10 protein-coding genes and 1 pseudogene are annotated in these 20130 nt (G+C 67.2%); 2 read left to right on the plus strand and 9 right to left on the minus strand.

Annotated elements, in window-relative coordinates:
* Positions 1-40: 40 nt before the first annotated feature.
* From EF294_RS13510 to EF294_RS13530, 6 genes are all read right to left on the minus strand, one after another.
* Entirely contained in the window at positions 41-1285 is a 1245-nt protein-coding gene (locus EF294_RS13510; protein WP_123930824.1) for a DICT sensory domain-containing protein, read from the minus strand.
* A 153-nt stretch (positions 1286-1438) separates the two neighbouring features.
* The gene (locus EF294_RS22720) at positions 1439-1738 is read right to left on the minus strand and encodes a hypothetical protein (RefSeq protein ID WP_425459430.1); all 300 of its coding nucleotides are present in this window, start codon (positions 1736-1738) and stop codon (positions 1439-1441) included.
* Positions 1735-1941, minus strand: coding sequence for a hypothetical protein (locus EF294_RS22725; protein WP_425459431.1), 207 nt, complete (start codon positions 1939-1941; stop codon positions 1735-1737). Before EF294_RS22725 ends, EF294_RS22720 begins: the two co-directional genes overlap by 4 nt.
* Before the next feature lie 72 nt (positions 1942-2013).
* A complete protein-coding gene (locus EF294_RS13520) occupies positions 2014-5337 on the minus strand; it encodes an arabinosyltransferase domain-containing protein (RefSeq protein WP_185091081.1) in 3324 nt (1107 codons plus the stop codon).
* 37 nt (positions 5338-5374) lie between these two features.
* On the minus strand, positions 5375-8737 hold the full coding sequence (locus EF294_RS13525; RefSeq protein WP_123930827.1) for an arabinosyltransferase domain-containing protein: 3363 nt from the start codon (positions 8735-8737) through the stop codon (positions 5375-5377).
* Between the two features lie 60 nt (positions 8738-8797).
* On the minus strand, positions 8798-9148 hold the full coding sequence (locus EF294_RS13530) for a hypothetical protein (protein ID WP_123930830.1): 351 nt from the start codon (positions 9146-9148) through the stop codon (positions 8798-8800).
* Between the two features lie 269 nt (positions 9149-9417).
* Between EF294_RS13530 and EF294_RS13535 the strand changes: the two genes are divergently transcribed.
* Positions 9418-12762 carry an arabinosyltransferase domain-containing protein gene (locus EF294_RS13535; RefSeq protein ID WP_123930833.1) on the plus strand — a complete coding sequence of 1115 codons (3345 nt, stop codon included), beginning with the start codon at positions 9418-9420 and terminating at the stop codon, positions 12760-12762.
* Positions 12755-16162 (plus strand): arabinosyltransferase domain-containing protein, encoded by a 3408-nt coding sequence (locus EF294_RS13540; RefSeq protein WP_123930836.1) that lies wholly within the window; start codon positions 12755-12757, stop codon positions 16160-16162. Before EF294_RS13535 ends, EF294_RS13540 begins: the two co-directional genes overlap by 8 nt.
* Here EF294_RS13540 and EF294_RS22465 read toward each other — a convergent pair.
* From EF294_RS22465 to EF294_RS13550, 3 genes and pseudogenes are all read right to left on the minus strand, one after another.
* Positions 16152-16283, minus strand: a complete 132-nt coding sequence (locus tag EF294_RS22465) for a hypothetical protein (protein ID WP_281276005.1) — start codon at positions 16281-16283, stop codon at positions 16152-16154. The two genes, EF294_RS13540 and EF294_RS22465, sit on opposite strands and share 11 nt — an antisense overlap.
* A 123-nt stretch (positions 16284-16406) precedes the next feature.
* Positions 16407-16542 (minus strand): annotated as a pseudogene (locus tag EF294_RS13545) (HNH endonuclease); the annotation flags it as partial.
* A 218-nt stretch (positions 16543-16760) separates the two neighbouring features.
* Positions 16761-20096: an arabinosyltransferase domain-containing protein gene (locus EF294_RS13550; protein WP_123930839.1), complete on the minus strand. Its 3336-nt coding sequence runs from the start codon at positions 20094-20096 to the stop codon at positions 16761-16763.
* Positions 20097-20130: the final 34 nt, after the last annotated feature.

The raw sequence follows: 20130 nt of genomic DNA on the forward strand, positions 1-20130 counted from the left end.
TGAGCATCACCGCTGGTGTGCCGACGTGGAGAGACCGGAGTCAGCCGAATCGTTGCAGGATCGAGTGCACCGCCTGCGTCACGGTGACCCGGTCGTAGCTCTGGACGAAGTCGAAGGTGCGGTCCAGATCGTCGTCGCCGCGATGTTGATCGCGCGCCGAGAGCAGCGCCGCGAAGTGCGGCCCGAGCACGGCGACATTCCATTCCTCGACCAGGTCGTCGTCGGGGTCCAGCGGGGCGCGGTGCACGTTGCCGTCGCGGACATGGACGAGGTCGACCCCGTACACGCCGGCCAGACCGGTCCGTTCGGACATGGCCCGCCAGCGTGCTGCGGTGCGCTCGGTGAAATGCCGGGCGTGCTGGAAGGTCCCGACGACGATGGCGGCACCACCGATCGCGGCCTGCTCTTCGAGCGCCTTGCTCATCTCGATCAGGAGGCGTTTGTTGCCCTGCCGCGGCCTGAGTGACGCCGAGGCGATGGCGTACGGCGTGGCCGCCTCGGGCGGCGGGGTCGACCAGACGGGCAGCTCGGGCAGCGCGACGATGGTCGTGGCCTGTAGTGCTGCCGGTGACTCTACGGACGGATACAGCGCACCTGTCCCGAACGAGGCTCCCACGGTCATCGCGGCGACGCGTTTGGCCTCGGTGTCGACGCCGTCGGCGATGACGACGGCGTGGGAGCGCTCGGTGTGGGCGGCCAGGGTGTGGGCCAGCCGCGCCGGATCGGCGTTGGTGCCGTCGGGTGCGATGACGGCGTCGAGTAGGTCGGCGCCGGTGATGACGATGTCGGGTTCGACGAGCGACAGCAGCGTCGCCGCCTGATCGCTGCTGCACAGGCCGTCGACACAGACGATGCGGCCTTGTCGTCGAGCCTGGGCCACACGCGCCAGAGTGCGTTGGGGGCTGCGTTCGACGGCTTCGGGGAGTACGACGAGCACCTGCTGTTCGAGCCGATCACGGGTGTCGTCGTCGAGGCCGTCGATGAGTTCGAGATCCATCGGCACCAGCAGCGGCAGGATCTTCGCGATCGATTGAGCCGTGGGCGTGGCCGCGTACTCGTTCTTGCGGCGGTCGAGAGCCTGATGTTGTTCCATCAGACGGGCGGCGCGACGCAGAGCGCGAGCGGTCCCCAGGCGCGTTCCGGTGGGACCGCGCAAAGTGAGTTCGACCGCGGCGACGGCACCGTCGTGCAGTCGACACACCGGTGCGAATTGCATGTGAAGCTCCAGATCATCGAAGAGGGTGAAGCCGCTCTCCGCTGCGATCGGACCAGGCTGGGATGTCATCGACGATCACGTCCATCTGCCTCGTGGCCGCGGGTATTCGACATCGGTTGCTGATATCGGATAAGTGCGGCCAGACGGGTGGGATGCGATTGTCTTCACATCCGGGGTGCCGGCAGAGGAGATCGATCGACCCCCGGTACTCCGACGTGACGCTCAGAGCCGGGACAGTGCGAACACAGTGCCTGTGGCCAGGATAACAAAGAACCCGACGAAGGCCAGGGCGAGCAGAATCGAACCGACGAAACCCACGGCCATCGCGGTCGTTGAGATGATGACCGACGCGATCACGAGGATCCGTGCGCCGAGGTGCGCGTCGGCGGTGTCACGTCCGAACGAGTGGTCGTTCCTCGCACGGTCCGCCTCGATCGCCTTGGCCCTGCCCTTCGTTGATTCACCGAGGATGGCGATGGTGCCGGCGTATCCACGCACCAGCTCGACCTGTCGATCGATCATCTCGTGCACGCCGATGACGTTCGCGCCGAGGACGTTCCGCTACGCAGCTTGAGGGTGAGGTGCAGGTGATTGACCGCACCGAGCCGCGCCTGCACGATCGTTGTGAGGGTGGACGCAGTCTCGCTGCCGAGTCCGGCGGCGGGGATCTGGTCATATCCCAACGCTATGGCCGGGGCGGGGTGTGCCCAAGCATGGCCCGACATGTGTCACGCAACCGAAATGGTGGATAACGATCGGATGACGCTGCGTCGTCGTCTCCTCGAAGCGTTGGGTGGTCAGTACCCGCTCGATCGCATCGGCGCAGGGTTGTACAGTCCCGACCTCCGGGCGGTACCGAGGTCGAGCCTCGCCGGTGGCGCCGGATCGATCTCGGTGAATCGTTGCAGGCCACCCCAGTCACGCGCCCAGTTGTTGCGCAGATACGTCGGCAACAGGGTGGGGGTGAGCATGGCCTCGGTGATGCCGAGCGGCCCGCCGGCCGTACCGGCCATCCAGGTCTGGCTGTTCTTGCGGGTCGCCTCGGCGTCGGGCATGATCCGCCACTTGGGAACCTGCAGCACACCGTCGTGTACGGCCATCGGCTGTTGGCAGGGAAACACCATACCGGGCAGCCAGTCGATGAACACCGGATCGGTGCGTCCGACGACGTCGTTAAGGGTGGCCATGGTGGTGATCCGCGGCGGGGTGAGTGCCACCCATTCGGCGGGCGCGGTTGCGTTGTCGCGGACCTCGATGCGCACGACATCGGCCCGTGTCGGCGAATTCGCGAGGGGGAAGCGCAGATTGCGCCAGGTCGGTGCCTCACTGACATCAAGCGGCGTCATCGTTCCCAGTGGGATCACACGTCCGTCGGCACCGAGCCGTCCGAACCTGGCGATCACCTGCTGGCCCGGATGGACGACGCCGACCCCATCGGTGGCCTGCACCGATCCGGCGACCGAGATCGTCAACAACGGCGCGGCGTCCGACCGCGCCGGCATCGAATACCAGGACGTGGTCAGGCTTCCGGTCCCGGTCGGCGACCCGTAGGTGCCCAGAACCGGGGTCTGCGACGGGCTCAATCCGAAGGGCAACTGCACCGTCGACCCGTTGACACCTCGTGCGCCCTGACCGCCGGCGGTGCCGCCCTGTGCGGAGTCGTCCGGCGACGAAGACTCGGTGGCGCCGGCCCCCGATTGCGCGCTGTTGGCCGCCGACGTCGCGCTGTCGTCCTCGGTGGTGTCGACACTGAGTTGATTCGGAATCCCGTTGGGGGAGAATCCGTTCGGTGGAATTCCGGTGGGGGTGCCGGCCAGCGCGGCAGAGGTGTCGGGTACCGCACGGCCGTCGACGGCAGCGGGGCGCAGCAGGCCGGTGTTCGGGTCCGCCTCCACGAGTACGTCCTCGGCCAGGCCGCACGAGTTGCCGGTGAGCGCGCGCATGTTGGAGTTGAGCCAGGAGAACGAATCGCGCTGCGCGTAGGCGCCCTTGGCGGAGGTGGCGACGGTGAACACGATGACCAAGCACGAGATGACCGGTAGCGGGGAGAATGTCAGCCGCGAGTACCAATGGTGGGCGCGGCCGGTGCGGGTCGGCTCGTCGACGTAGTCGTCGCGGAAGTGGAACCACAGCCCGACCGCCGCGGTGATCACCGCGAGGGCCAGGATCACCCAGCCGAACTGCACGCCACCCAGCGACGGCGACCGATCCCACCACGGGACGCCGTAACTACCGACGAACCACCATCCATTGGTTCCGGTGAAAGAAACGCCGGTCACCGCGAGAAGCGCTGCGGCGAAGAAGCTTCGGTTGCGGCGCGACCGCAGGATGGCCGGTGCCATCATGGCCCCGGCCGCGGCGGCCAGACCGCCGGCGATGCCGGCGTACACACCGAGGTGGTGGGTCCACTTGGTGGGTGTGAACGAGATGAAGAACATGGTGCCAAGGGTCACCGCGATCAGTCGCCAGATCGGTGCGCGGGCAATGCCGTTCGGGTGAGCACTGCGTAACAGTCGTAAGAGCACGACGACCAGGCACAGGATCATCACCAGAATGCCGAAGCGCCTGGTCAAGGTTCCGTCGGCGGTGGGCAGGATCAGGTAGTAGTAGCGGACCGGCTCCTCCCACCATTGCAGAGTCGGGCCGACATCGGTGGCGACCTGATTACCGACGAGCAGCGGCATCAGTGGCTGCGTGGCGAATATCTCGAACAGCACCGCGGTGCCCGCGGCGAGGAGTGGCGCCAGCATGGGCACCAGACCGTCACGGCGCCGTCGGGTTACCACGGCCTTCACCATCGGCCGGACGCCGGCGAGTAGAGCCGCCACCGCCATCAGCCCACCGGGCGCGAGTGCCAGGGTGAACGCCGCGGCGACTACCGCGACCGCGTACGGCACCAACCGTCGCGTAGCGATCGCACGCTCGACACAACACCACGTCAGCAGCGCGCCCACCGCCTCGCCGGGTTCGGGGCGCAGGCCGTTGTTGTACGGCAACCAGATGGCCAGATAGACGAAGGCCGCCGACCACACCGCAGGGGTGCTGTGACGCACCGCGCGCCCCAGCCGCGGAATCACCTCGCGTGAGATCAACCACCAACCGAGCAGGCCGAGGGCGAACGCGGGCAATCGCATCCACGGCGCGGCCAGACTGACGTGGGTCATCGCGGCGATGACCTGGAAGTGCCAGCCGAACGGGTCCTGCGGTACGCCGAAGTAGCGGAAGTAGTTGTCGGCATACCCTGCGGCGCTGGTGATCCGACCGACGATGAAGTTGTAGCCGTCGTCGGAGGTGTTGGCGCCGGCGATCCACCAGAACGCCAGGATCACGAACACCACGACATCGGGTGCCCGGATTGTCCACCAGCCCGAGGGCAGAAAACGCTTGTGCCTGCGGCCATCCCGATGGTCGAGAACGCCCAGCAGCACCAACGACGCGATCGTCATCGCGATCCCCGCGACGATGGCGATGATCTTGATCGTGGTCGGGGAGTTGACGTACCGGGTGTCGATGGTGGCGTGCAGATGCAGACCATCGCGGGATACCGTCGAGGGGAGATCGGTGTAGACGCCGACGATCTGCGGGCGCATCTGCTGATCGGGTACCGAGAAGGAGTGCTGGCCGTCGCCGGGCAAGGTCGGTGCCGATGACGCCGACCCGCGACCATCGGCGAACCGCGCCGAGACACCGGTGCCATCGGCATGGAAGAGGATGCGGCAGTTCGGATTCGACTGCGCAGCCACACGCGGTGTGCTCAGCAGGACCACATCGCGGTCGGTGACCACCAGGGCATCGGGGGTCGCCCGGATGAACAACGCACGCGCCGACGCCTGCTGCCCGCCCCCGGGCAGTGTCGAGAGCAACATCCCGCCCGACGCCGGCAACTCGGCGGCCAGCGAGCACGGCACCGCGACGTCCATGTCGATCGGGACGAAGGCCACCAGCGGCGCGGCGACGTTGCCGACCGCCGACCCCTGCGGCCAGTTCATTTCGGCTGTGGACTGATTCACCGGCAGTAGCGGGGTGAGGAGCGCGAGCAGAAAGCCCAGGAGTCCGGTGACCGCTGCGGCGATCCGCACGCCGCGACCACCGGGCCGTGTCCCACAACCCCACGTCGTCATCGCTCGCGTGCCTTCGACGACATCGGCCTGCCGCCCGTCACTGGTCATCCGACGACTCCACCCTGATCGATCCCGTTCGAGCCCAGCCCCATCGAGAGCTCGTGCCGACGGTCAGCGCAGCGGTGGGGGCGCCTGCGGCGAGCGGCGTGAGTATTTCCAGTGCTCCCCAGCCCTGGTACCAGTCGCCGGACAGATATGTCGGCACCGTCTGCGCCGACGTCGTGCCCTCCGAAATCGCCAGGAGACCACCGTCGTCGCCGGCTTCCCAGGTCTTCGACTGCGAGTTCGCGGTCACGAAGTCGGGTTGGATGCGCCATCGTGGCACCTGCGCAACCCCGTGGGTGACCTGCAACGGCTGCTGGCACGGGAAGTGGGCGGCCACACTGAAGTCGATCAGCGTCGGCGCATCGGAACCGACAACCGCTTGTAGCGTTGCCAGTTTCGGCGCCCTCGGTGGGGTGATCACCAAAAACTGATCCTCGCCGAGATTGTCGTCGAGCAATGACAGCCGCATCACCGTGGCCGCCGGCGGTGCCGCCGCCATCGGCACCCGGAGATTGCGCCACGGCCGATTCGCGATCACCGGCCCGGGATCGATCGGCAGCACGTCGGGGCCCACCTGCTCGAAGGAGCCGTCTGGTCCCGGCCTGCCGAACTGCACCACCACCTGCCGGCCGAAGATGTACACCCCGAACATGTCGATGCTCGCCACAGATCCGGCGGCCGAGAACACCAGCAGCGGAGTCGAATTGCGCGCCGGTAGGTCGTACCAGTCGGTGGTCAGCCGGGCCTCGCCGGTGTAGCCGTAGCTGCCGAGCACCGGCGTCGTCGCGGGATCGAGGCCGTACGGGAGGGCCGCGGTGGAGCCGTTGACGGTCCGCGGTCCGCGCCCGCCGGTGGTCCCCGCTCCGAGCCCGCCGGTGATGGCGAACGGCTGGGAGAAGGATGCGGCCACATTCATCTGACCGGGACGAGCACTGCCGGGTTTGGGCGAGAGATCATCGGGAACACCGTCGGGGGTGAATCCGATCGACGTCGCACCGGATCGCGTGCCCGACAACGCCGCCGATGCCGTCTCACCGCCCGTCGGGCGCAACATGTTCGCGTTGGGGTCCGACTCCACCAGAACCTTGTCGGCCATGCCACAACTGTTGCCGCGCAGCGTGTTCAGATTCTCGCCGAACACCGTGAAGGCGGGATACCGGACGGCCGCCGCTTTGGCGAACACCAGAACTTCGGAAATCACCATCAACGCCGCGATGATCGCGATCGGCGACGACGCGACAACCATGCGCCGGCGATCGGCGCGGCTATGCCCGTTGCCGTGCGCGAGTCCGCGATTGGCGACGTAATCCAGGCGCAGGTGTTGCCACACTGCAAGTGCCGCGGCGACAACCGCGAGTGCCAAGAAGATCGTCGACACTCCGATACCGGCCACCACCGGCGCTCGATCGAACCACGAGATGCCGTACTCGTAGGCATAAGGCCAGGCGTTCTTGCCGGCCATCGCCGCAGCGAGCGCGAAGAACAATCCGGAGACGAACACAGTCAGGTTGCGCGTGGAGCGCCCCGCCGACTGGGCCACCGCCACCGTCGCGGTGGCGGCCAGCGCCGCACCGAGACCGGCGAAGATCCCGAACTGGATGGTCCACTTGGTCGGGGTGAACGCCAGCAACAACAAGCTCACCCCGACGGCACCGATCAACCGCCACGCGGGGCCCGGTGCCACCCCACTGATCCGGCTGCGCCGCAACATGACCGCCACCGTGACGATCAACGCCGCCAGCAACAACAGCACCGGCACTCTCCGCGTCAGGGCGCCGTCCTTGGTGTTCACCGTCAAGAAGTAGTAGCGCAGATACTCTTGATTCCAGTCGATCACCGGCCCGGTCACGTACCGGACCTTGATCGCCTCGATCACCGTCGCCAGTGTCTGATCACGGAAGACGACGATGAGCACCAGCACCCCGGCCGCGACGATCGGTGCGACCAACGGTGCCAGACCCTCCGCGCGCCGCCGGTCCAGCAGGATGTGCAGCAGTGGCCGTGCTGCGACGATCAGGACGGCCACCCCGATGAGACCCTGCGGGGCCAGTGCGAGGGTGAACCCGGCGGCGATCGCGGCAAGGGCGGCCGGGAGCAGGGCCCGTGTGGCGATGGCTTTCTCGGCGGCCCACCAGGTCACCAGCGATCCCAGGACGATCACCGACTCGCTGCGAAGTCCACTGCAGAACGGCAGCCAGAACGCTGCGAAGACCAACGCCGCCGACCACATCGCCCACTGCGAACGGCTGAGCGCGCCACCGAGTCGCGGCAACAACACTCGACTCAGGACGAACCAACTCGCCAGTCCCGCAGCGAGTTGTGGCACCAACATCCACAACAGTGCAGGTGAGACCGTCGACCAGTGCGCCAGGAAGGCGTAGTACCAGTCGAACGGCGCCTCCGGGATCCCGTAGAAGCGGTAGTAATCCGAGAGGTAACCGAACGAACCCGCGGTGCGCCCCATGTTCAGGATGTAACCGTCGTCGGGTGTCCCCGCACCCAACAACGTCCACACGCCCATCACCGCGGTCACCACGAGATCGGTCGGCCGCGGGCGCAGCCGCTGCGTCCATCGGGTGCGTGCACCGACCCGCCTGCGATATCCGCCGAGCCGGTCCAGCCAGAACAACGCCCAAAGCGACACCACGACGCACAGCACCGCAAGGATCATCACTAGTAGCTTCAGTACCGACGGCGTGCTCTCGTACCGAGTGTCGATCTGCACGTGCGCCCGCAACCCCGACCCGGCGGCCAGCACCTGCGCAGCGGACAGATCGGTGAACATCCCGTCGATCTGAGGCCGAGCGTCCGCGCCGAGATCGCCGGCCGAATTGCCGACGACATGTGCACCGCCCGGCCCGGCGAACTGCGCTCCCGTCGCGGTCGCCGAGGAGAACACATGAAGCCGCGCACACCGGGCCAGTTCGCTGCGCGGGATCGACGAGGCCATCACGTTGCGGAAGGTCACCGACACCGCATCCCCGCTTGCCGTCACATACAGGGCCTTGGCCTTTGAATCGGGTGCGGCCGTCGGCATCGTCGCGAGCACCACGCCGCCCGCGGCGGGCAGGCCGCGCAACACCGCGCAGTCGATCGTGACGTCAAAAGACTCGGCCGTCTGCGCGATCAGTGGTGCCGTCACCGACGGCGTCATCGCTGCCGTGCTCACCGGGCGCTGCGGCCAATCGAAGGACGCCTGCGTCGCGCTCACCGGCAGCAGCGGTGTGATAGCGCATAGCACCGCCCCTACGACACCCGCGATGACGGCGATCACCGTGATGGGCGTGGAACCGACCGAGGGCGACCCCGTTGGCCGACACTGATCAGGCGCGGGAGACGACGCGGTCACGGGCACGATCCCCCATGCTATGTGACCCGCTGGGGAGTCGGTGTTCGGTCACCGCGTCGCCTCACTTCACCGCCGAGTGCCGATTACCCAGGAGGGGCTCGCCGGGTCGCCCCATGCTGCTGCATAGAGCGGCCGGTCGTACCTGGCCGAAACTCCGGTCTGGAACTCGATGGACTGGCCGACGGTACGGCCGCTCGACGAGCTGTGACCGAACCCCGGGGTGACCGCATCCACAGCGCCGCCCACATGTGCGTTGTGTACGGCGGCGGCCTCGCCCGGGGTCAGGGTGACCAATGCGCCGTTCCCGTACGGTGAGACGGTGAATGCGGATGCGGCCGGCGCCGCCATACCCGCTGCGAGTGCACCGAGAAACAACGCCGAGCACGTGATGATGATCCTTCGACCGATGAGTGTCATGGACGAACCCTTCTCGCATGAGAGTGGTCGACGACGCGGCCCGTCGCCGACGCCGGCCGATGCCGACGCTTCAGCCAAACCGGTCGACAGTATGCGTTCAATCGGATTCCGTATTGAAAATAGAGAATCCGCAGGCAGCTGGCGGATGCGCGTTTTCCGGACCGGAATATTTAGTGGCCTGGGCGAGGACGACTCGAGTCCGATCCCGTACCGCGACTCCGACTACTGAGACGGCTCTCAGTGAGAGTCCACTACTGTGTCGGTCTGAGATGACTGAGCCCGCGACGCCGACGTCCACCACGCCCGATCGGCGTGGGGATCGACGCACCCTGCACATCGGTGGGATGGCCATCCCGTCGAATCCGCGCACATGGTCGATTGTCGCCGTGGCGGCCGGGCTGATCGCCGTCGTCGCCGCCGCCCTGACTCCGTTCCTGCCGGTTACCGTCCACACCGCGGGCATCACGTGGCCGCAACCGCAGTCGTTGTCGGTGACCGCGCCACTGGTCGCGCAGACGCCGTCGAGCCTGGATGTGACCGTCGACTGCCGGGTGTTGGCCGATGCCGCCGGAACAGCGGGGACCCGATCGATTGTCGTCGTGTCGACGATGCCGCGCAGCGCGCAGAAGGCCACCGATTCCGGTCTGTTCATCACCGCAGGCTCCGGCGGTGTGACGGCCGCGGTGCGAAACTTCCAGCTGGCGAGCGCGACGCCCGAACAACTCGCCACCTGCCAACGCCTGCACGTGTGGGTGTCGCGGACCGGCACCGGCGGTATCACCCATGCACGCTTCGTCGGAACGCCGGGACCCGCCGCGCAGGGCACCGCCGAAGCCGCCGACCAGCCCCAGGTCGCGGGACTGTTCACCGACCTGAACTCGACATCGGGCATGTCCGCCCGTATCACCGTCGACAACCGCTTCGACACCACCCCGTCGGCGATCAAGCTGGCCGTGATGATCCTCGGCGTGATCGCCGCACTCGTCGCGGCCGTCGCCGTCGCGGCCCTCGACATCCTCGGTGGCTATCACCGACGCATCGGCCTGCCCGACGTCCGCCGACTACTGATGCCGCGTGCGGTCGATCTCGCGGTCACCGCGGTGCTGGTCGTATGGCACTTCCTGGGGGCAGGCAGCCCCGACGACGGCTACGTCCTGGAGATGGGCCGCAACAGCGTCGACGCCGGATACCTCGCCGACTACTACCGCTTCTACGGGATTCCCGAAGCGCCTTTCGACTGGTACTACTCATTGCTCGCGCACTGGTCGCAGATCTCGACGGCGGGCATCTGGATGCGCCTGCCCGCGCTCGTCGCCGGGCTGCTCGGCTGGTTCATCCTGAGCCGGGTGCTGCTGCCGCGACTTGGTGGCGCGGTGCGCCGCTCACAGTGGGCGATGTTCACCGCCGCAGCGGTGTTCGTCGCGTTCTGGATGCCGCTCGACAGCGGCCTGCGCTCCGAACCGATCATCGTGCTCGGCTCGCTGCTGACCTGGTGGGGTGTGGAGCAGGCGATCGCCACCCGCCGGATGTTGCCGGCCCTCGGCGCCACCCTGGCCGCCGGGATGACCCTCGCGGCCGCACCGCAGGGACTCATCGCGGTCGCGATCCTGGTGGCCGGGTCGCGGCCGATGCTGCGCAACGTGCGCCGTCGCGCCGCAGAACACGGTCTGCTCGCGACGCTCGCCCCGGTCGCGGCGATGGCCGGAGTGGTCGTCATCATCGTCTTCCGCGACCAGACGCTGGCCGCCGTCGCCGAGGCGATCCGGGTGCGCTACACCGTCGGTCCGGTGCTGTCGTGGTATCAGGAATTCCTGCGCTACTACTACCTGACGCTCAGCAGCCAGGACGGCACCCTCGTACGCCGCGTCCCGGTTGTGCTGCTGCTCGCCGCGGTCTTTGTCACCATCGCTGTCATGTTGCGCCGCAAGCATGTTCGTGGCGTCGACCCGGCGCCGGTGTGGCGCCTGATCGGCGCCTTCGGGCTGTCGATGCTGCTGCTGTCGTTTACTCCCACCAAATGGACGATGCAGTTCGGTGTGTACGCAGGAGTCGCGGCCGCACTGGCCGCCGTCGCCGCGGTGGCCGTGGCCGAATCGGCACGCCGCTCACCCCGCAACCTCTGCGTGTACATCGCCGGCCTGCTGTTCGCCTGCGCGGTCGCCGCCGCCGGCCAGAACGCCTGGGGCTGGGCCTACGACTTCGGTATCTCGTGGTTCGACAAAGCCCCGGTACTGAAAGGTCAGCAACTCTCGAGCATCTTCCTGGTGCTCACCGTGCTCGCGCTCGCCGCCGCGGTCTGGTTCCATCTGCGCATCGACGTCGACGCCGAACGCGGTCGAATGCGGGAGAACTCGCGCACCCCGGGGTGGGTGAAGGCTGCGATCGCCTCCTCGCCGATGGCGATCATCGCGACGATGGTGGTGCTCATCGAGTTGTTGCTGTTCGCCAAGGCCGCTGTCGCCCGGTCGGATTCGTACACCACCGCCAGCGCCAACTTGCGTGCGCTCACCGGCAATCCGTGCGGAATGGCCGATCAGGTCCTCGTCGAACCCGACCCGAACACCGGTGCGCTGCGACCGATCGGGACCGCAGACATCTCCCGGGCACTTGCCGGGAAGTCCGAGGGCTTCGACCCCAACGGCGTTGCCGGGGATCTCACACCCGACTCGACGACGGTGAGCGCGGGCACCATCAACACCGGCGCCGATCCGTCCCGGCCGTTCGTGGTCACCGGTGCGCAACCGGGCACCACCGGCGGAGTGGGCCCCAAGGGTGTCAACGGCTCCACCGCGGCACTGCCGTTCGGCCTCGATCCGGCCCGCACCCCGGTCATGGGCAGCTACGGCCACGACAACGGCACCGCGACCCTGACCTCGCTGCCGTACGCGCTACCGGCGCGCACCGCCTCGCCGCTGATCGTCATCTCCGCGGCGGGGCCGGTGCTCTCCGTCGATCAGGACGGGGTCATCACCCCCGGCCGCTCGTTGACCGTCGAATTCGGAACCGCGAGTGCCTCCGGTGATTTCCGGCAGATCGGGCCACCGGTCGTGCCGCTCGATCCCGGACCGGACCGTCCCAACCGTCCGTGGCGCAACCTGCGTATCCCGATGTCGTCGGTGCCTGCGGGCGCCACCGCGATGCGGATCGTGGCCGTCGACGACAATCTCGCCAACGATCAGTGGCTGGCGTTCACCCCGCCGCGCGCGCCGCGGCTGGAGACGCTGCAGAATCTCGTCGGTTCCACCGCGCCGGTGTTGCTGGATCTGTCGGTCGGCAGCCAGTTCCCGTGCCAGCACCCGATCGCCGTGACCAATGGGATCAGCCAGATCCCGCAGTGGCGGATCACCCCCGATCGCACCACGACGTTCTCCAAATCCAAGTCGTGGCAGTCGGCGACCTCCGGTGGCGGCATCCTCACCACCGCCGACGCGTTGACCTCGGCGAGCACGATGGCGACGTATCTGCAGGGTGACTGGTATCGGGATTGGGGTGCGCTGCAACAACTGACACCGTTGGTGCCCGATGCGCGACCGGCGACGGTGCGCACGGGCGACACGACGGAATGGGGATGGAGCAGGAGCGGGGCGATCAGGGTGGTGAGCGGGAATGACTGAGACCACCACGACACCCGCGCCCACCGAGCCCGCCGGCCGTAGCCGCCGGATCCGCATCGCACGGATCGTCGCGGTCGTCGCCGGCCTGATCGGTATCGTGCTGGCGCTCGCGATGGCGGTGCTGCCGGTCACCTACACCAAGGTGCAGATCAAGTGGCCCCAGCCGACCGCACAGAACGCCTCCGGCGTCGAGAACATCGTGGCGCCCAACGTCTCCTACACGCCGACCAACCTCGACCTGAGCGTTCCGTGCCGGCTCGCCGCCGACCTGCCGGCCCGGGGCGGAGTGCTTGTCAGCACAGTCCCGGAGAACGGGGCCGAAGCGGGCAAGGTGGGACTGTTCGTTCGCGCGACCACCGACCGATTGCTGGTCGCCCAACGAAACGCCGTTCTGCTCAACGTCCCCCGGGTGCAGGCGCAGAGCACTCCGGACTGCACGATCGTCATCCACGCCGACACCTCCGGTATCCGCGGTGAGACCCAGGGCTTTTCGGCCGCCGACGGCGCATCGACCTCGTTCCGCCTCGCCGATCCCAACGCGCGCCCGCAGATCATCGGTGTCTACACCGACCTGCCCTCCACCGTCGACACCGCGGGACTGTCGTACTCCTCGACCGTCGACACCCGCTTCGTGTCGAGCCCCACGACACTGAAACTCGCTGCGGCGCTGGTCGGTATCGTCGCGACCATCGCCTCGATGATCGCGCTGGCGGTCCTCGACACCCAGGACGGACGCAGACGGCGCCGCCTGCTCCCGGGGCGGATGAAGCGGCCCCGGGGGGACGACGAGGACGCACCCGCGCTGCCGCCCGGCCGCAAGCCGTGGTGGCACGTCAGCGTCCTGGACACGCTGGTCGTCGCCGTGCTGATCATCTGGCTATTCGTCGGCGGCAATACCGCCGACGACGGATACCAGGTCACCGTCGGCCGGATCGCGCCCGGCGCAGGCTACCTCGACAACTACTACCGGTATTTCGGTGTGCCGCAGGACCCGTTCGGCTGGCACTACCAGTATCTCGCGCTGTGGATGCAGGTCAGCACCGCCACCCCGTGGCTTCGGCTGCTGCCGTTGATCTTCGGCGTCCTGTGCTGGTTCATGCTCTCGCGCGGGGCGTTCGGCCGGATCGGCAGCGCAGTCCGAAATTCGCGTGCGGCCCGCTGGGCCGGTGCCTTCGCCTTCCTCGCTGTGTGGTTGGCCTTCAACAATGGTCTCCGTGTGGAACCCTTTCTCGCCGTCGGCATCCTCGCCACATGGTTGCTGGTGGAGCGTGCGGTGGCGACCGGCCGTCTCTCCCCGCTGACCCTGGCGATCGTCGTCGCGGCCTTCACGCTGACCGTCCACCCGGCCGGTGCCATCGCGGCGGTCGCCCTGATCGCGGCGCTGCGACCGATTGTCGTCCGGTTGCGCGTGCGGATTCGACGCGACGGCTGGTTCCCGACGCTGACCCCGATCCTCGCCTCGGGGCTACTGGTGCTCTACGAAATCTTCGCCGACCAGCCCCTCGCGTCCATTCTCGAGGGCGTCAAGGTGCAGGGGATCGTCGGACCCACCAACAAGTGGTGGACCGAGGCGATGCGGTACTACATCCTGCAGAACCCCACCACCGACGGCTCGATTGCCCGCCGAATCGGGATCTTCATGACGCTCTTCGCGGTCATCCTGATCGTGCTGGTGCTGTTGAGTAGGCGCCGAGTGCCCGGCATCGCCACCGCGCCGCTGTGGCGGATCGTCGCGATCCTCGCCGGAGCCGTTGGGGTGCTGGCCTTCTCGCCAACCAAGGCCACGCATCAGTTTGGTGCGTTCGCCACGTTGACCGGTGTGCTCGTCGCCGCGGCGACAGCGTTCATCTCTCCGCAGGTGATCCGCCGACGATGCAATCGGACCTTCATCGCCGCGGCGGCCACCTACGTACTCGCTGTCGTCTTCACCGGCCGCAACCAATGGTGGTACGTCGGCAGTTACGGCATCCCGTGGGGCGACGACACCCCGAATGTGGCCGGAATCAAGCTCTACCAACCGATTCTGCTGATCGCCGTCATCATCACCTTGGTCGGCGCCTGGCAGTATTTCCGCGACGATCGCCGCGCCCAACTGGGTGAGCCGATCGTCGAGCCGAGTTCCGGGGTCCGCGGATTCCTCGGCCGGATGCCCACCTACTCCCTGGCGATCGTGGTCGCGATCGTGCTCGTGTTCAACATGATTTCCTTCGCCAAAGCAATTCAGACCCAACGCGGTTCGTGGTCGTGGGCGAGTTCCAACGTCAACGCCCTGCGTGGCAACCCGTGCGCGCTGGCCGATGCGGTCCTCGTCGAAGCCGACCCCAACAAGGGCTTGCTCTCCCCGGCGCGAGTTGCCGGACAAGAGAGCTCGTCGCCGGGTGCGGCGCTGGCGGGCAGGGGCATGGTCGGATTCACCCCCAACGGGGTGGCGACGGACCTACAGACCACCTACGACGACGACAACGACGCCGACTCCGACCAGCAGAACCCTACCCAGACTGACCCCAACGCGACCACCGACACCGGCGAGAACTCCAGCGGCACAGCCGATACCGCAGGTGGAACCACCGCTAGGAAGGGTGTCAACGGCTCGTCGGTAAAGCTGCCCTTCGGTCTCGACCCGGCCAAGGTACCGGTGCTCGGCAGCTACGGTGCCCCGGGCAGCCGCGCCTCGCTGACCTCCGAGTGGTATCAGCTGCCCAAGCGCAGCCCAGATGCACCGCTGGTGACGATGTCGGTGGCGGGCACCGTGGGCTACGTCGACGACCTCGCGGTGACCCATCCGGGTCCGGAGCTGCGGCTTGAGTTCGGCCGTGTCGAGCCCGATGGCTCGGTGACGACGGTTGCCTCCCAGGTCCCGCTCGGGATTGCCACTGACCCCGCGTGGCGCAATATGCGGTTCCCGCTCGACAAGGCGCCGCCACGGGCGAGTGTCGTGCGCGTGGTCGCCGCCGACGCGTCCTCGGATCCCTCGGGTTGGCTCGCGGTGACCCCGCCGCGGGTGACCCCGATGGTGACACTGAACGACCTTGTCGGCAGCCAGGATCCGACTCTGCTCGACTGGGAGGTCGCCCTGGCATTCCCCTGCCAGCGGCCGGCCGAGGTGCACAACGGGATCTGGGAGATCCCGAAGTGGCGAATCACCCCCGACGCCGACGGCGAACGGGTCAACTCACGCAACTGGATGGCCGGCAACTACGGCGGTCCGCTCGGCATGGTCGACAACGACCTGTCGGCGACGGTGCTCCCGTCCTACCTGCGCAACTCGTGGGCCAAGGATTGGGGCAGCCTGCAGCGGCTCACCCCGCTGGTGGATCAGACGCCCGCCGATCTCGTCGTCACCCAGGACACCCACACCGGTCTCTGGACGCCGGGACCCATGCGCGCCATCATGAACTGACGCCGACAGCGCCCACCACCGCGCCGACAGCGCTCACCAGTTCACCGACAGCGCTCACCAGTTCACCGACAGCGCTCACCAGTTCACCGACAGCGCTCACCAGTTCGCCGACAGCGCTCACTTAGATCGATGGTTGAGGTTGGTCGAGGTGCCGAGGAGCGCCAGCGACGATCCTCGAGACCCCTTGTGCCGACAGGCTTCCGGGCCACGGGCACGACTCCTCGACCATCGGGTGGGCTCCTTTGAGCATTGTCGCGGTGCCTTCGATGATGGCACCCATGTTCTGCAACTCGCCGCCGAGCGCCGGGTTGTCTGCCGACCACGTCCACAACAGCCCGTTGGTCGGTTTGGCCGAGTAGGTTGGTGTCGGCTAATCCTCTAGGCCGCCAGTGTGTTCGATGCGAGGGGGCGATTTGATCAATTCTGCTTGTGGACAACGTCGTTCGCCGTCGACGTTTCTGTCGATGGAGTGTGATAAGGGTGGGTTTCGGTTGTTCTGCTGTTGATGCGCTTGGGAGGCTTGTTATCTCGCCGGTTCTCGAGGCTCGCCGCATGCGGTTCGCACCTCGACCATCGGGGTAGGGCTCTGACGGCGACCTCAGTGCCGGATCGGCGCCGGAGCCCAGAATCCGCTGCGGGTGGCGGTGCCGGTGGTGATCTCGGCGTGGCGGGTCACGTTATCGTAGGGGACCAGTCTCTCCAGGGAGCCCCAGTCCCGGCCGACGTCACCCCTCAGATACGTTGCCAGGGCAGTCGGTTCGAGCAGCACCTGTTCCCAGCCGATCGGGCCACCGCCGAAGGCGTCCTGCCATGCCGAGACTGCCGCGGACAGGTCTGCGCCGGGCTTGATGCGCCACTGCGGTAGTTCGGCGACACCGTCGTGGTGGGTGAACGGCCGCTGGCACGGAAACACCAACCCTGAGGTCCAGTCGACGTGCACCGGGGCGGTGGACCCGACGACGTCCTGCAGCGTCCGCATCTTTGGCAGCCGCGGCGGGGTGACGATGATGTAGCGATCCAAGGCGAGATTGTCGTCGGTGGCGACAATGCGGACCGCGGTGATGTTGCCGGGCAGATCCGCGGTGGGCACCCGCACATTACGCCACGACGGCATGGGTCCGGGGTCGATCATGTTCACCGATCCGTTCGCCGACAGGTCGCCATCGCCGGTGGTCGAGCCGATCTTGCCGGTGGTGTACTCCAGTACCAGATCCTGCGGATTGTCGAACTGACCGGCGATGGAGAAGGTCACCAGCGGGCGATCCCGATAGTCCGTCGGCAGTGCGTACCAGCCCGAGGTCAGGTGTGCTGGGGCCTGGTCATCCTTCGAATAGCTGCCCAGCACAGGCGTTTTCGACGGATCGAGTTCGAAGGGTAGCGCGGCGTGGCTGCCATTGACACCCGGTGTGGTGTCCTCACCACCACCGGTGCCACCGGCGTTGGCGATCAACACATCGGGGTCGGCCGCGGCGTCACCGGCGAGCACTCCGAGTGCGCCCGCAGGGGTTGTGGTGTCGAGCTTCTCGGGTACGGCACCGGGGCCGAAGCCGCTCGTCGCCGGCTCCGTCGACGACGCCGGCTGGGTCGCGGGTCCGGCGAGTGGATCGGTGAGTGTTTTGTCGACCGGCGACAATTCGTCGTTGCTGGGGTTCTCCTCCACCCAGATCTTGTCGGCCATGCCGCATTGCCTGCCCGCCAACGCCTCCAGATTGGATCGGGGTACCGAGTATGAATCACTCTGGTGGATACCGGCAAATGCGGCGGTGACCAGTTCAAAGACCACTACCAGTGCGGCCACCCAGGCCAGCGGAGCCCCGGCGAGACGGTGCCAGGTGCGCCGATACCAGGGATACTTCTCGCGCTCCCGCCCCTCGCCTGGCCCGGCGTCGGGATCGGCGTCGGAGAACGGTTCACGGAAGTGGAACCACAACGCCAGCAACAACAACAGCAGTGCGATCGCCAGGAACAACGTGCCCAGGCGCACGACGATGGTCGGCTGGCCCACGCCCCACGGCATCCCCCACGCCGAGGAGTAGTAGTACGAGTTGGGGCCGGCGAACGCCAGTCCGACGATGAAGAGCACAAGCGACGCGTACAGCGTGCGGTTGCGGCGGGAATGCATCGCGCTCTGGCTGGCGGCGATCGCGGCGATGGCGGCCAATGCCGCTGCGAGACCGGCGAACACGCCGAAGTGGTGGGTCCACTTAGTGGGTGTGAACATCAGGAAGACCAACGACGCAAACGTGATTCCGACGATTCGTCGGGTCGGGCCGATCGCGGTTCCGGGGATGCGAGACTTGCGGATCAGTACCGCCGCCGAGACCACCATCCCGAGAATCATCGCCAGCACGGCGAAGCGCCGGGCGATGGAACCGTCCGCGGAGAACGCGAAAAGTGAAGAGTAGCGGTCTATCTCGTTGTACCAGTGCAGGGACGGCCCGATTGTCGACTTCATCTTCGACGAATCCAGGAAGGAACGCAGCGTCAGGTTTGAGAAGACCACGAAGATGACGAAGGTTCCGGCCGCGAGTATCGGGGCGAGTAACGCAAGGAATGATCGCCACCCGTTGCCGATCACCCGGGCCCGCTTGATGAGCGCAAGGATCATCGGTCGGGCGCCGGCGATCAACGCGGCGACGGCCAGCAATCCGGTCGGTCCGGCGGCAAGGCTGAATGCGCCGAAGACACAGGCCAGCGCCGCGGGCAGCAGCCGGCCTGTCGCAACCGATCGCTCGACCGAGCACCAGGTGAGCAGCGCGCCGAGACAGATGATGGGTTCGGGACGAAGACCGTTGTTGAACGGGAACCACGACGCAAGGAACACGAAGGCCGCGGTCCAGGCGACGCCGGGCCGGGTGATGGCCGCTCGGCCCAACCGCGGCAGCACCTCGTGGCTGATGATCAACCACGACACCACGCCGCACAGCAGGGCCGGCAATCGCATCCACGGACTGGCCACCGACACGTGACTGAGCAGGCCGAAGGCTTCGTAGTACCAGCCGAAGGGCGCCTCGGGAGCGCCATACCAGCGGAAGTAGTTGGCGGTGTACTCACTGTTCTGCGCGACGCGGGCCATCGTCATCAGATAGCCGTCGTCGGAGGTGTTGGGCCCGATGACATGCCACACCAGCAGCGCGATCAACACCACGTAGTCGCGAACGTTGAGGCGCCACCAGCGGGCGGGGAAGATACGACGGTGCTTGCGCTCGTCGGTCGAATCCAGCGCGGCCAGAGCCATCAACGACACCAGGGTGCACACGATGCCGACGACGAGGACCAGCCACTTGAGGATCGTCGGCGTGGAGGTGTAGCGGGAGTCGATGGTGACGTGGGCGTGCAGTCCGGGTAGCGACGCGGCCGGCCCGGTCAGATCGGTGAACAGGCCGGTGACCTGCGGGCGCTGATCGGAGGTGTAGAGGTCGCGGTCGCCGGTCGTGCCCGACAGTGACTCGCCCTTATCGTTGGTCATCCCGACGAATTCGGCGGTCACCTCGTCGGTGTCGGCGTGTACGACGATGTCGCGGCAGCGCTGGGTGTCGATCTGCGCGATGGTCGCCGACACCAGCGGCACGTTGCGATTGACGACCTCGACGGTCTGCTTGTCGGCCGGATCGGTTGCGGCGCCGGTCTTACGGATGAACAGGCCACGTTCGGGTGACTTCTCGGCCCCCTTGGGAGTCGTCGACAGCAGCACCGACTGTCCGCCGCGCAGTTCACCGACCGCCGAACACGGCACACGGACGTCGAGGTCGATCGGGACGTAGCTGATCAGGGGTGCGGTGACCGAATTGATCTGACCGTCCTGCGGCCAGGTGATCTGCGCGGTGGTCTGGTTGACCGGCATGAACGGTGTCGCGAGCGCGAGAAAGAGGCCGAGCAGGCCCGTGATGATTGCTACGAGCTTCGCTCGCCCGACCGTCGACGCTGCTGGCACAAAGAGTGATGGTAGTGGGTGGCCTGTGCGCGCC

It is taken from the genome of Gordonia oryzae (genome assembly GCF_003797185.1).
Lineage (GTDB): Bacteria > Actinomycetota > Actinomycetes > Mycobacteriales > Mycobacteriaceae > Gordonia > Gordonia oryzae.